Below are 13,371 nucleotides of genomic sequence, written 5' to 3' on the forward strand. Positions count from 1 at the left end.
CGGCGACCCGCGACGGGCGCCGGCCGTGCCCGGCCTACGATCATCGGATGGAGGAGGACATCCGGCGGGTCGGCATCATGGGCGGCACCTTCGATCCGATCCACCACGGGCACCTCGTCGCGGCCAGCGAGGTGGCGGACCGGTTCGGGCTGGACGAGGTGGTCTTCGTCCCCACCGGCCAGCCGTGGCAGAAGGCGGACGAGCCGGTCAGCCCGGCGGAGGACCGCTACCTGATGACGGTGATCGCGACCGCGTCCAACCCGCGCTTCCAGGTCAGCCGCGTCGACATCGACCGGGGCGGGCCGACCTACACGGTCGACACCCTGCGTGACCTGCAGGCCGAGTACGGGCCGAAGGTGCAGCTCTTCTTCATCACCGGGGCCGACGCGCTGGAGCGGATCCTCTCCTGGAAGGACCTGGACGAGATCTTCGAGCTGGCGCACTTCATCGGGGTGACCCGGCCCGGCTTCGAGCTCACCGACGCGCACCTGCCCGCCGACACGGTGAGCCTGGTGCAGGTCCCGGCGATGGCCATCTCGTCCACGGACTGCCGGGCCCGGGTCGCCCGGGGCGAGCCGGTCTGGTATCTCGTGCCGGACGGTGTGGTGCAGTACATCGCCAAACGGCGCCTGTACCAGCAGTGATTTGACGCCGTTTCAGGCGGTTCGGGAGGGTAACACGGCGAAACTGACGAGTCGGGATTCCGCCGCGTGTGAGACGCTTGGAGGATCGCACGGTTGATCGAAGGAGAACGGTGACAGTTTCCGAACGCGCCCACGAGTTGGCCCTCGCCGCCGCCCAGGCCGCGGCCGACAAGAAGGCGCAGGACATCGTCATCATCGACGTGGGCGACCAGCTCGCCATCACCGACGCGTTCCTGCTCGCCGCGGCGCCCAACGAGCGGCAGGTGCTCGCCATCGTCGACGCCATCGAGGAGCGCCTGCTCCAGCTGCCGGAGAAGGCCAAGCCGGTCCGCCGCGAGGGCGAGCGGGGCGGCCGGTGGGTGCTGCTCGACTACGTCGACATCGTGGTGCACGTCCAGCACACCGAGGAGCGCGAGTTCTACGCCCTCGACCGGCTGTGGAAGGACTGCCCGACGATCCCGTTCGTCGACCGGGACCTCGTCGACGCCGAGTCCGGCACCGGCTCCGCCGCCGCGGAATGACCCGCCTGATCGTCTGGCGGCACGGCAACACCGACTGGAACGCCGCCAGCCGGGTGCAGGGGCAGACCGACGTGCCGCTCAACGACCTCGGCCGCGAGCAGGCCCGCGCCGCCGCGCCCCTGCTCGCCGCGCTGCGGCCGGACGCCATCGTCGCCAGCGACCTGAGCCGCGCGATGGACACGGCCGCCGCGCTGGCCGCGCTGACCGGGCTGCCGGTGGCGACGGATCCCCGGCTGCGGGAACGGCACTTCGGGCTCTGGCAGGGGCTGGTCCTCACCGAGGCGGCCGAGCGCCACCCCGCCGAGTACGCCCGCTGGCGCGCCGGTGACCCGGACCCGGGCGCCGGCATCGAGACCCTCGACGACCTCGGCAAGCGGGTCGGCGCGGCGTTCCAGGACGCGGCCGACCTCGCCCCCGGCGGCACCGTCGTGGTGACCACCCACGGCGGGGGCGCCCGCCAGGGCGTCGGCCAGCTGCTGGGGTGGGAGCACGCGGTGCTGCGTACCGTCGGGTCGCTGTCCAACTGCCACTGGACGGAGCTGCGGCACGACGACGCCCGCGGCTGGCACCTGCGCGCCCACAATGTCGGTCTGATCACCGCGCCGGCCACCGAGGCCGTCTGATCCGGGCGCTCCCCGACGGGATCGGCTAGCGTGCCGGGCATGCCCGTCGCGGTCGTCACCGACTCCACCGCCTACCTTCCGTCCGAGCTGCTGCGCGCCCACCGGCTGACGGTGGTGCCGCTGACCGTCGTGCTCAACGGCGCGGAGGGGCTGGAGGGGGTGGAGACCACCCCGGCCGACGCCACCCGGGCACTCGGCGGCCGGCGGGTCTCGGTGAGCACCTCCCGGCCCGCGCCGGAGCAGTTCGCGCGGACGTACCGGGAGCTGTTCGACGCCGGCGCGGACGGCGTCGTCTCCGTGCATCTCTCGGCCGAGCTCTCCGGCACGGTGGAGGCCGCCCGGCTGGCCGCCGCCGAGTTCGGCGACCGGGTCGCCGTGGTCGACAGCCGCTCGACCGGCATGGGTCTGGGCTTCCCGGCCGTCGCCGCCGCCACGGCCGCCGAGCGGGGCGAGGACCTTCCGGGCGTACGCGACGCGGCGCTGGCGGCGATCGCCCGCACCAGCATCTGGTTCTACGTCGACACGCTGGAGTTCCTGCGCCGGGGCGGCCGGATCGGCGCGGCCGAGGCGCTGCTCGGCACCGCCCTGTCGGTCAAGCCGATCATGCACATGCCGGACGGCGCGATCGTCGTCAGGGACAAGGTGCGCACCGCCAGCCGGGGCATTGCCCGGCTGGTCGACCTGGCGGTGGAGGCGGCCGGCGACGACGAGGTGGACCTGGCCGTGCACCACCTGGCCGCCCCGCAACGGGCCGACGCGCTGCTGGCGGCGCTGACGGCCCGGCTGGGCGACCGGCTGCGCCACGCGTACGTCTCGGAGGCGGGCGCGGTGGTCGCCGCGCACGCCGGTCCGGGCCTGGCCTGCGTGGTCGTGCACCGCCGCCCGCCCGCCGCCGGGTAGCGGCGATCCGCGGTCATGCCGCGCCGACGCTGTCGAGCTGCCCCACCGGACGGGGCAGCGGGGAGGCCGCCGCGCGGTCGGTGGCCGACGGAACGGGGGAGGGTGCGATGTCCTGTGTGGTGACCGGTGGCGGGCGCGGGGTCGGCCGGGCCGTCGTGGAGCGGCTCCTCGGCGCGGAGGAGACGGTCGTGGTGGTCGAGCGCGACCCCGACGCGGTGGCGTGGCTGACCACGCACCCCGCCGCCGACCGGTTGGCGGCGGTCGTCGGGGACGCCGCCGACGAGCAGGTCGCGGCCCGGGCCGCCGACCTCGCGGAACGGGCCGGGCCGCTGACCGGCTGGGTCAACAACGCGGCGGTGTTCCGGGACGCCTCGCTGCACGCCGACCCGGTCGGCGAGGTGCTCGACCTGATCGGGCGCAACCTCCGCCCCGCCGTGGTCGGGGCGGCGACGGCGGTGCGCCGTTTCCTGGCGGCCGGCACGGGCGGGGCCATCGTCAACGTCTCCTCCCACCAGGCGCGGCGGCCCGTGCCCGGCTGCCTGCCGTACGCGACCGCGAAGGCCGCCGTCGAGGGGCTGACCCGGTCGCTGGCCGTCGAGTACGGGCCGCGGGGCATCCGGACCAACACCGTGGCACTGGGGTCGATCGCCACCGAGCGGCACGCCGCCTTCCTGGCCGGGCGGGAGCCGGCCGAGGCGGAGCGGATCGACGCCGAGCTGACCCGGCTGCACCCGGTCGGGCGGATCGGCCGGCCGGAGGAGGTGGCGGAGGCCGTCGCGTACCTGCTGTCACCGGCGGCGGGCTTCGTCAACGGGGTGACCCTGCCGGTCGACGGGGGACGCTCCGTCCTCGGCCCGGATCCGGAGGCCCACTGACCTGCGGCGCGCCGGGGCCTAGCACAGCTCCGGCATGATCAGGCGGTTGTCCACAGGTGGTCCCGCCGTCCACAGCCGACCCGCCGGGCGGCCACCGCCGTCCTAGCCTCGCCTCGTGTCAGACGACGAGGAGACGGTGGTCCGGGAACGGCTGCGCCGGCTGGTGGCGGGCCCGCCCCCGGCGGTCGCCCCGGCGCGCCCGGCCCGCCCCGCCGAGCACACCGGATGGTCGCCGTCGGCCCCGGCCGTACCCGACCTCGATGCGCAGCCGGGCTTCGCTCCCGGCACCGCTTCGACGTTCCGACCGGCGCCGACCCTCGCGTCCACCTCGACCCTCGCGTCCACCCCGGCCCGGCGGGCGAGCCCGGCCCCGACCGGGTGGGCGGCGGAACCCGAGCCGTCACCCGGGACCGAGGCGGGGCCGGCCGAGGCGGCGTCGCCCTCCCGGCTGCCGGGGCCGGGCGCGTTCGACCCCGGGCGGCGGGGTGTGCGGGCGCTGGCCGTCGTCGCCGTGCTGGTGGTGCTCGGCGCCGGCTTCTGGGCCTGGCGGTCCCGGCCGCAGGCCGAACCGGTCCGACCGGTGGCCACCGCGGGGCCTTCGGTGGCGTCGGAGGGCGGGCCGGTGGAGCCGGGGGCGTCGTCCCCCGACGGCGAGCTGGTGGTCGCCGTCGCCGGCAAGGTACGCCGCCCGGGGCTGGTCCGGGTGCCGGCCGGCGCGCGGGTCGCCGACGCCGTCGAGGCGGCCGGCGGGGCGCTGCCCGGGGTGGACGTGGCCCTGCTCAACCCCGCCCGCAAGGTCACCGACGGTGAGCTGATCCTGGTCGGCGTGGCCGCGCCGCCGGGCGCCGCGCCCCCGCCCGGGGCGGCTTCCGGCGGCGCGCCGGGGGCGGCCCCGGGAGCGGGCGGCCGGCTCAACCTCAACACCGCGACGCTCGCGCAGCTCGACGCCCTGCCCGGGGTCGGCCCGGTGCTCGCCCAGCGCATCCTCGCCCACCGCGACCAGCACGGCGGCTTCCGCTCGGTCGGCGACCTGCGCCAGGTCGACGGCATCGGCGACGCCCGCTACGAGCAGCTCAAGGACCTGGTGACGGTGTGACGACGACGGGCGGACGACCCGCGCCCGGGGCCTCCGGCGGGGTGGGGGAGCGGGCGACCGGTGGCCGCGAGGAGCGGGGCGCGGACGGGCCGGACCTGCGGCTGGCCGGCCTGGCCGTGGCGGCCTGGCTCGCCGCGCTGGCCGGGCTGCACCTGACCGTCGGGGCCACGCTGCTGCTGGCGGCGGTGGCCGCCGGCGTGGCCGGCGTGGCCGGGCTGCACCTGGCTGGCGTCGTCGGCCGACCGTCCGCCCCGGTCCGGCGGTACGGCTGGATCGCCGTCGCGGTGCTGATCGGCGTGGTCTGCGGCGCGACGGCGACCGCCGCCCGGGTGTCCGTCCGCGACGCCGGGCCGGTGCGCGCCCTGGTCGAGCAGCGCGCCGTGGTCACCGCCGAGTTGGTCGTCCGCGACGATCCCCGCCCCGTACGCGGTGTCGCGGGGCGGCCGGCCACCCTGCTCGTGCCGACCGAGCTGACCGGGGTCACCGGCCCGGACGGGCGGCGCATGACCGCCCCGGTCCGCGTGCTGGTGCTCGCCGCCGACCCCGGCTGGAAGGGGCTGCTGCCGGGGCAGCGGCTGACCGCCGAGGGGCGGCTGGCCGCCCCGCGCGGCGGGGACCTGACCGCCGCCGTGCTGAGCGCGGCGGGGCCGCCGGAGCCGCGCGGCGCGGCGCCGACGTCGCAGCGGGCCGCCGGGACACTCCGCGCCGGCCTGCAACGTGCCTGCGCGCCGCTGCCGGACGAGCAGGGCGGCCTCCTGCCCGGTCTCGTGGTGGGCGACACGAGCCGGCTGCCGCCCACCGTGGAGGAGGACTTCCTCGCCACCGGGATGACGCACCTGAACGCGGTCTCCGGCTCCAACGTGGCCATCGTCGTCGGCGCCGTGCTGCTGCTGGCCCGCTGGGCGCGGGCCGGCCCGTGGCTGGCCGTGGCGCTGTGCGGGCTGGCGCTGGTGGGTTTCGTCATCCTGGTCCGCCCGTCGCCGAGCGTGGTGCGCGCCGCCACGATGGGCGCGATCGGGCTGGCCGCGCTGGCGGCCGGGCGTCCCCGGGCGGCGCTGCCCGCCCTGGCCGCCGGCGTGGCCGTGCTGGTGCTGCTCGACCCGGAGCTGGCCGGCGACGCCGGCTTCGCGCTCTCCGTCCTGGCCACCGGGGGTCTCCTGCTGCTCGCCCCGAAGTGGCGCGACGGGCTGCGCCGCCGTGGGGTGCCGGCCGGGCTCGCCGAGGCGCTGGCCGTGCCGGCCGCCGCCCAGCTCGCCTGCGCCCCGGTGGTGGCCGGAATCTCGGGCACGGTCAGCCTGGTCGCCGTGCCGGCGAACCTGCTCGCGGTGCCGGCGATCGCGCCCGCCACCGTGCTCGGCGTGCTGGCGGCGGCGGTGTCGCCCGTCTGGCCCGCCGGGGCGGAGTTCCTCGCGTGGCTGGCCAGTTGGCCGGCGTGGTGGCTGGTCACCGTGGCCCGGCAGGGCGCGCGACTGCCGGCCGGGACGCTGCCGTGGCCGGGCGGGGTGACGGGGGCGCTGCTGCTGGCCGGGCTGACCGTCGCGCTGCTGGTGGCGGCGCGACGCCCGGTGGTCCGCCGGTTGGTGGCGGTGGTCGTCGTCGCGGTGGTGGCCGGCGCGTTGCCGGTGCGGCTGGCGGCACCCGGTTGGCCCCCGGCGAACTGGGTGGTCGCCGCCTGCGCGGTCGGCCAGGGCGACACCGTCGTGCTGCCGGTCGCCCCGGGCCGGGCGGTGGTGGTCGACGCCGGGCCGGACCCGGCGGCGGCCGACGGCTGCCTGCGCCGCCTCGGCGTACGCGAGGTCGCGCTGCTGGTGTTCAGCCACTTCCACGCCGACCACACGGGCGGTGTGACGGGCGTCTTCCGGGGGCGACCGGTGGACGCCGTGCTCGCCCCACGGTGGCCGGAGCCGGCTACCGGTCGGGACCTCGTCCGTGCCGAGGCGGCGGCGCACTCGGTCGAGATGGTGTCCGCCCCGGCCGGCTGGCGGTACCGGGAGGGCGCGGTCGACCTGCTCGTCATCGGCCCGCCGTACCCGCTGCGGGGCACCCGGTCGGACCCGAACAACAACTCGCTGGTGCTGCTGGCCACCGTCGCCGGGGTGCGGATCCTGCTCGCCGGCGACGCCGAGACCGAGGAGCAGCGGGCGCTGCTGGACCGGCCACCGCCGGGCGGGCTGCGCGCCGACGTGTTGAAGGTGGCGCACCACGGCTCGGCCTATCAGGATCCGGCCTTCCTGGACGCGGTCCGCCCGGCGGTCGCCCTGGTGCCGGTCGGGGTCGGCAACACCTACGGGCACCCCAGCCCGGCGGTGCTCGGGCGGCTGGCCCGGGGCGGGGCGCGGGTGCTGCGTACCGACACCGACGGCGACGTGGCGGCGGTGCTCGCCCGGTCGGGGCTCGCGGTCGTGACGCGCGGCACGCCGCCGGGCCGGCAGCCGTAGGAGATAGATGAAGTTTCTGGGCTTTAGAGATAAGTTGCAATAAATGTCTGGATTTGCACTGAGTGCGGGCTCCGCCGTCACAGTGCGGATGAGCAGGCTGGCTCCGGCCACCGGCCGTGCGAATATGGGCGGCGTGACCGCCGCCAGTCTCGCTCCCATTCTGCTCGTCCTCGGCGACGAGGAGCTGCTCGCCACGCGTGCGGTCGCCGAAGCCGTCGCCCGGGCCCGCAGTGTTGACCCCGACGTCGACGTCCGCGAGTACCAGGCCGGCGCCCTGACCGTCGGCGAGATCGCCGAGATGCTCAGCCCGTCCCTCTTCGGCGGGCGGCGGGTGCTGGTGCTCCGCGCCGGCCAGGACGCCCGCAAGGACCTGGTGGCCGCCCTGCTGGCGTACGCGAAGAACCCCGACCCCGAGGTGCAGCTCGTCGTGCTGCACCTCGGCGGCGCCAAGGGCAAGGCGTTCGCCGACGGGCTGAAGGCGGCCGGCGCGACGGTCGTCCCGGCGGCCAGGCTCAAAGGGCACCGCGACCGGGTGGCGTTCGTGCGCGACGAGATCCGCCGGGCCGGCGGCAAGTGCACCGAGGACGCCGCCGAGGCGCTCATCGCGGCCGTCGGCAACGACCTGCGCGAGCTGGCCGCCGCCTGTTCGCAGCTGATGGCCGACACCGACGGCCGCATCGGCGCCGAGACGGTCGCCCGCTACTACCGGGGCCGGGTCGAGGTGACCGGCTTCACGGTCGCCGACGCCACAATGGTCGGCGACGTGCCGGCCGCGCTGGAGGCGCTGCGCTGGGCGCTGCACGTCGGGGTCGACCCGGTGCCGATCGCCGACGCGATCGCCGACGGCGTACGCACCGTGGCCCGGGTCGCGTCCGCCGGGCGGGGCAGCCCCTATCAGCTGGCGAGCAGCCTGGGCATGCCGGCGTGGAAGATCGAGCGGGCGCAGCGGCAGGGGCGCGGGTGGACGCCGGAGGGCCTCGTCGAGGCGATGCGGGCCGCCGCCGAGTGCAACGCCGCCGTCAAGGGCGGGGCGGACGACCGGGCGTACGCGCTGGAGCGGGCCGTCTTCTCGGTCGCGGCCGCCCGGCGGGACGGCGCCCGGTGAGCGGAGCGCCCCGCGGCTCGTGGGCCACGATCCCGGCCGACGAGGAACGCTACCGCCCGCTCTACGCCCGAGCCCTCGGGCTGCGCGTGGTCAACCCGGGCGGGGTGCTCTGCTTCCTCTTCTTCGAGGGCGCCGTCGCTCTCGCCGCGCTGCTCGCCCTCGCCGAGCTGGTCACCTGGTGGGCCGTGCTGATCCTGCCGGCCACGGTGGCGGTGATGGTGAAGCTCAACGACATGGTGGCCGCGATGGTGGTCCGCTCCGCGGCGCTCGTGCCCGAGCAGGAGCGGGACCGCTTCCGCCGGCAGATGGAGCCCGTCGTCGGGCGGGCCCGGGTCGACTGGATCACCCACAGCGTGCCCGGAGTGGTCGTCACCGCCGAGCCGGTGCCACGGGCCCGACCCGAGCGCAGCCGCCCCGGCCAGCCGGACCCACACCCGCGCGCCTGACCCGCCGGCCTGCCGCCCCGCGTGCCTGACCCACCCGGCCTGCCGCACCCGCGCGCTTGACCCACCCGGCCTGCCGCACCCAACCGCCTGACGCGCCTGGGTGCGTGACCGCACCTGGACGCGTGGCGCACCCGGGCGCCTGACGCAGCCGGGCCCGCGCCGGTCGGGCGGCGGCCGAATGACCGGACCCGCCGTGACCGGCGGTGCGATTGCGCCACCGGCGCTCGGGCCGCGAGCCGCGGTGGCCGCCCGTCCGCTAAGCGCCCGCTGCGGCCGAACGCTCGACGTGCCGGCCGGGAACGCCGAATGCCCGGCCGAGACATCCCCGGCCGGGTACTGGTGCGGAACGCAGAAGGGCAGACAGCCGGAAGCCCCGGGGTGTGCCCGGGGCTTCCGGTCAGGTCTGAGGTCGCCGCGTCAGGCGGAGAGCGAGACCACGCGCTTGGCGATCGCGGACTTGCGGTTCGCGGCCTGGTTCGAGTGGATCACGCCCTTGCTGACCGCCTTGTCCAGCTTGCGCGAGGCGTCGCGCATGAGGGTGGTGGCCTTCTCGACGTCACCAGCCTCCACGGCCTCGTGGAACTTCCGGACGGCGGTCTTCAGCGACGACTTGACCGACTTGTTACGCAGCCGGCGCTTCTCGTTCTGCCGGTTGCGCTTGATCTGGGACTTGATGTTCGCCACGCGACAGCCTCGTCTTGATAGCTCGGGTTGGTCAGCTTGTGCGCGCGACGAGCATGCGTCATCGCTGCGCGAATAGCCAGGTTACCAGGTCGCCCGGGACGAGCCAAAACGGCTCTGGCCCACCCTGGTCGCCTCGCCGGCCGAGGGCGAACCCCGGAGGAGTCGGTCGATCCGGGCGCGGGTCAGGTCCAGCCCTGCCGGCGGGCGAGCCAACCGAGCGACTGCTCGCCGCTCCACCGCTGGTGGGCCGGCAGGTGCGGGGACGCCGTCGCGGGGGCCGACGCGGCCGTGGTGAGGAAGTAGCCGGAGAGCGCGGCCAGGGTGGCGTCCAACGCGTCCGGGGGCGCGCCGGCCGCCGCCGGGTGCCGGGCGAAGAGCGCGTCGGCGTCCAGGCCGCTGGCGTACGCGGTGAGGAGCAGGCCGGCCAGGTCGAACCAGGCGGGCCCGTGACAGACCCAGGTCCAGTCGCAGAGCCAGGCCCGGCCGGTCGGGTCGACCAGGACGTTGTCCAGCCGCAGGTCGCCGTGGATCAGGCCGGTCGCGCCGGCGGCGTACCCGGGGAGCCGGGACTCCAGGGCGACCAGCTCGGGCAGGCGGTCCCGGGTCGGCGCGGGCAGCGGCGGCGACGGCTCCCGGCCGGCGGCCACCTCGCCCCACCAGAGGATGTCCTCGCGGGCCAGGTCGGCGAGGTGGGGCAGCCCGAGCCCGGCCAGCGCCGCCGGGGGCGCGGCCAGCGCGGCGGCGACCTCGGCGTACCCGGCGAGGGTGGCGTCCAGCTCGGCGGGGTCCCAGGGCAGCCTGGGCGTGTGGCCGTCGACGGCGTCCAGGCAGAGCGCGTACCAGCCGGCCTCGTCGAGCGTCCAGCGGGGGCGGGGGGCGGGCAGGCCGCTCGGGAGCCGGTCGAGGATCGCGGCCTCCCTGGCGTACCAGTCGACCAGGCGCGGTTGCTCGGCGGTGGCCGCCGCCTTGACGAAGGCCCGGTCCCCGGCGGCGGTGGTGACGACGGCGGCGAAGCCGCGGGTGAAGCCGGCGCCGGCGGTCCGGGCGGCGACGACCGGGGCGCCGAGCCGGTCGCCGATCGCGGCGCGCAGCGTCGCCGGCAGCGTCTCCCACGCCGGGCGGCGGGCGGTCGCGTGGTAGGGGACCGGGGGCGGGGAGGCGGGGACCACGCCCCCATGCTGCCCGGTTCCGGGTCGGGCGGCACCGCGACGCCCGGGTCCGCCGGCGCGCCGGTGCTCGACGCGGACCGGCGCGCCGGCGAGTCGCCGGGACCGACCGCCCGACCGCCGTGGCGCTCACCGGGAGCGACCGCCCGACCCGCCGGGGCCCTCACCGGGGCGGCGGCGTCGGTGCGGTCTGCCAGACTGCCAGGCCATGAGGACCGACGACTTCTGGCAGTTGATCGACCGGGCCCGGGCCGGCGGCGGGGGAGAGCCGCACGCGGTCGCCGCGCGGGCCGTCGCCCTGCTCGCCGAGCGCGACCCGGAGGAGATCGTCGGGTACGCCCGCCACCAGGCCCGGGTGCTGACCGCCTCGCACAAGGCCGACCTGTGGGGCGCCGCCTACCTGATCAACGGCGGGGTCTCCGACGAGGGCTTCCACGACTTCCGGGGTTGGCTGATGACGCAGGGTCGCGAGGTCTTCGCCCGTGCCGTCGCCGATCCGGACTCGCTGGCCGGGCTGCCGCAGGTGCGGGCGGCGTCGCTGAGCGGCGAGGAGTTCTCGGCCGGGGAGATGCTGGCGGTGCCGTGGGACGCGTACCGCAGGGCCACCGCCACCGACCTGCCGGCGGAGCGGGAGCCGGCTCCCGTGCCGGACCTGAACGACCTCTGGGACTTCGACGACGAGGAGGAGGCGCGGCGGCGGCTGCCCCGGCTCGCCGCCCTCTTCGTCGAGCCGCCCGCCGAGTGACGCGGCGGGGCCCGGTCGGGCCGTCCTCGCGGCGGGGATCGCCCGCGCAGTGGGTGCGCGGCGGCGACGTGGGAGCATAGAGGGGGCCGGCGTCGCGCCGGCCTGCTCACGTCAGCCGACCAGAACGGACCGCTGTGCCACCGACGCTCGATTCCGGCGCGAACGCTCCTGGTGCCACCGACCCGGCGCGCATCCGGAACTTCTGCATCATCGCCCACATCGACCACGGGAAGTCGACCCTGGCCGACCGGATGTTGCAGCTCACCGGTGTGGTCGACCCACGGCAGATGCGTGCGCAGTACCTCGACCGGATGGACATCGAGCGCGAGCGCGGCATCACGATCAAGAGCCAGGCCGTCCGGATGCCCTGGACCGTCCGGGAGGGCGACCGGGCCGGCGAGACCGCCGTGCTCAACATGATCGACACCCCGGGCCACGTCGACTTCACCTACGAGGTGTCCCGGTCGCTGGCCGCCTGCGAGGGCGCGATCCTGCTGGTCGACGCCGCCCAGGGCATCGAGGCGCAGACCCTGGCGAACCTCTACCTGGCGCTCGAGAACGACCTGCACGTCATCCCGGTGCTCAACAAGATCGACCTGCCGGCCGCCCAGCCCGAGAAGTACGCCGAGGAGCTGGCCCGCCTCATCGGCGGAGACCCGGCGGACTGCATCAGGGTCTCCGGCAAGACGGGCGAGGGCGTGCCTTACCTGCTCGACGAGATCGTCCGGCAGTTCAAGCCCCCGGTCGGCGACGCCGACGCGCCCGCCCGCGCGATGATCTTCGACTCGGTCTACGACGTCTACCGGGGCGTGGTCACCTACGTCCGGGTGATCGACGGGCGGATCAGCGCCCGGGACCGGATCAAGATGATGTCCACCGCGGCGGTGCACGAGCTGCTGGAGATCGGCGTCATCTCGCCGGAGATGGTGAAGGCGGACGCGCTCGGCGTCGGCGAGGTCGGTTACCTGATCACCGGCGTGAAGGACGTGCGCCAGTCCCGGGTCGGCGACACGGTCACCATCAACTCCCGGCCGGCGGCGGAGGCCCTGGGCGGCTACAAGGACCCGAAGCCGATGGTCTACTCGGGCCTCTACCCGATCGACGGCTCCGACTACCCCAACCTGCGCGAGGCGCTGGACAAGCTCAAGCTCAACGACGCCGCGCTCGACTACGAGCCGGAGACCTCGGGCGCGCTCGGCTTCGGCTTCCGCTGCGGCTTCCTCGGCCTGCTGCACCTGGAGATCATCCGGGAGCGGCTGGAGCGCGAGTACAACCTCGACCTCATCTCCACCGCGCCGAACGTGGTCTACCGGGCCATCACGGAGGACGGCCAGGAGATCGTCGTGACGAACCCGAGCGAGTACCCGACCGGCAAGATCGCCGAGGTGTACGAGCCGGTCGTGCGCGCCACGGTGCTGACCCCCAACGACTACGTCGGCGCGGTGATGGAGCTCTGCCAGGGTCGCCGGGGGAGCCTACTCGGCATGGACTACCTCTCCGCCGACCGGGTGGAGCTGCGCTACACCCTGCCCCTCGCGGAGATCATCTTCGACTTCTTCGACCAGTTGAAGAGCCGCACCAAGGGCTACGCCTCGCTGGACTACGAGCCCTCCGGCGAGCAGGCGTCCGACCTGGTGAAGGTCGACATCCTGCTGCACGGCGAGCCGGTGGACGCGTTCAGCGCCATCGTGCACAAGGACAAGGCGTACAACTACGGGGTCACCATCGCGGCGAAGCTGCGCAACCTGATCCCGCGCCAGCAGTTCGAGGTGCCGATCCAGGCGGCGATCGGCAGCCGGGTGATCGCCCGGGAGACCATCCGGGCGATCCGCAAGGACGTGCTCGCCAAGTGCTACGGCGGTGACATCAGCCGTAAGCGCAAGCTGCTGGAGAAGCAGAAGGAGGGCAAGAAGCGGATGAAGATGGTGGGCCGGGTGGAGGTCCCCCAGGAGGCCTTCATCGCCGCGCTCTCCTCCGACTCCGGCGACGGCAAGGCGCCCGGCAAGAAGTGACGCGCCGCCGGTCCGCCGGCGCCCGGGTGCTCATGGGCCTGCTCGAGAAGGACCCGGCCCGCCGCCTCGACGTGCACACCGCCCGGGCGATGCTGCGCGAGCTGCTCGCCGGCCCG

At 75.7% G+C, this 13,371-nt stretch carries 13 protein-coding genes; 11 read left to right on the forward strand and 2 right to left on the reverse strand.

Annotated elements, in window-relative coordinates; translation table 11 throughout:
* Positions 1-47: 47 nt before the first annotated feature.
* The 9 genes from nadD (at position 48) to ACWENR_RS25545 (ending at position 8,648) form a co-directional block, all read left to right on the forward strand.
* Complete coding sequence (nadD, locus tag ACWENR_RS25505; RefSeq protein WP_452279487.1) at positions 48-644, forward strand: nicotinate-nucleotide adenylyltransferase; 597 nt, start codon at positions 48-50, stop codon at positions 642-644.
* A 110-nt stretch (positions 645-754) separates the two neighbouring features.
* A complete protein-coding gene (gene rsfS / locus ACWENR_RS25510) occupies positions 755-1,165 on the forward strand; it encodes a ribosome silencing factor (protein ID WP_452279488.1) in 411 nt (136 codons plus the stop codon).
* Positions 1,162-1,788 (forward strand): histidine phosphatase family protein, encoded by a 627-nt coding sequence (locus ACWENR_RS25515; protein WP_452279489.1) that lies wholly within the window; start codon positions 1,162-1,164, stop codon positions 1,786-1,788. Before rsfS ends, ACWENR_RS25515 begins: the two co-directional genes overlap by 4 nt.
* A gap of 39 nt (positions 1,789-1,827) precedes the next feature.
* The gene (locus tag ACWENR_RS25520; protein ID WP_452279490.1) at positions 1,828-2,688 is read left to right on the forward strand and encodes a DegV family protein; all 861 of its coding nucleotides are present in this window, start codon (positions 1,828-1,830) and stop codon (positions 2,686-2,688) included.
* 107 nt (positions 2,689-2,795) lie between these two features.
* Positions 2,796-3,563 (forward strand): SDR family NAD(P)-dependent oxidoreductase, encoded by a 768-nt coding sequence (locus tag ACWENR_RS25525; RefSeq protein WP_452279491.1) that lies wholly within the window; start codon positions 2,796-2,798, stop codon positions 3,561-3,563.
* Between the two features lie 115 nt (positions 3,564-3,678).
* The gene (locus ACWENR_RS25530; protein ID WP_452279492.1) at positions 3,679-4,659 is read left to right on the forward strand and encodes a helix-hairpin-helix domain-containing protein; all 981 of its coding nucleotides are present in this window, start codon (positions 3,679-3,681) and stop codon (positions 4,657-4,659) included.
* 41 nt (positions 4,660-4,700) lie between these two features.
* Entirely contained in the window at positions 4,701-7,097 is a 2,397-nt protein-coding gene (locus tag ACWENR_RS25535) for a ComEC/Rec2 family competence protein (protein ID WP_452279498.1), read from the forward strand.
* Between the two features lie 124 nt (positions 7,098-7,221).
* Complete coding sequence (gene holA / locus ACWENR_RS25540; protein ID WP_452279499.1) at positions 7,222-8,202, forward strand: DNA polymerase III subunit delta; 981 nt, start codon at positions 7,222-7,224, stop codon at positions 8,200-8,202.
* A complete protein-coding gene (locus ACWENR_RS25545; RefSeq protein WP_452279493.1) occupies positions 8,199-8,648 on the forward strand; it encodes a hypothetical protein in 450 nt (149 codons plus the stop codon). The genes holA and ACWENR_RS25545 overlap by 4 nt, the downstream gene beginning before the upstream one ends.
* Positions 8,649-9,065: 417 nt before the next feature.
* Here the strand turns inward: ACWENR_RS25545 and rpsT are convergent, their stop codons facing one another.
* Both rpsT and ACWENR_RS25555 read right to left on the reverse strand, forming a co-directional pair.
* Positions 9,066-9,332, reverse strand: coding sequence for a 30S ribosomal protein S20 (gene rpsT / locus ACWENR_RS25550; RefSeq protein ID WP_452279494.1), 267 nt, complete (start codon positions 9,330-9,332; stop codon positions 9,066-9,068).
* Positions 9,333-9,514: 182 nt separating this feature from the next.
* Entirely contained in the window at positions 9,515-10,501 is a 987-nt protein-coding gene (locus ACWENR_RS25555; RefSeq protein WP_452279495.1) for a phosphotransferase family protein, read from the reverse strand.
* A gap of 205 nt (positions 10,502-10,706) precedes the next feature.
* Between ACWENR_RS25555 and ACWENR_RS25560 the strand changes: the two genes are divergently transcribed.
* Positions 10,707-11,243 carry a DUF4240 domain-containing protein gene (locus tag ACWENR_RS25560; protein ID WP_452279496.1) on the forward strand — a complete coding sequence of 179 codons (537 nt, stop codon included), beginning with the start codon at positions 10,707-10,709 and terminating at the stop codon, positions 11,241-11,243.
* A gap of 134 nt (positions 11,244-11,377) precedes the next feature.
* Positions 11,378-13,255 (forward strand): translation elongation factor 4, encoded by a 1,878-nt coding sequence (gene lepA, locus ACWENR_RS25565; RefSeq protein WP_452279497.1) that lies wholly within the window; start codon positions 11,378-11,380, stop codon positions 13,253-13,255.
* Positions 13,256-13,371 lie beyond the last annotated feature (116 nt).

Source organism: Micromonospora sp. NPDC004336 (assembly GCF_053602615.1).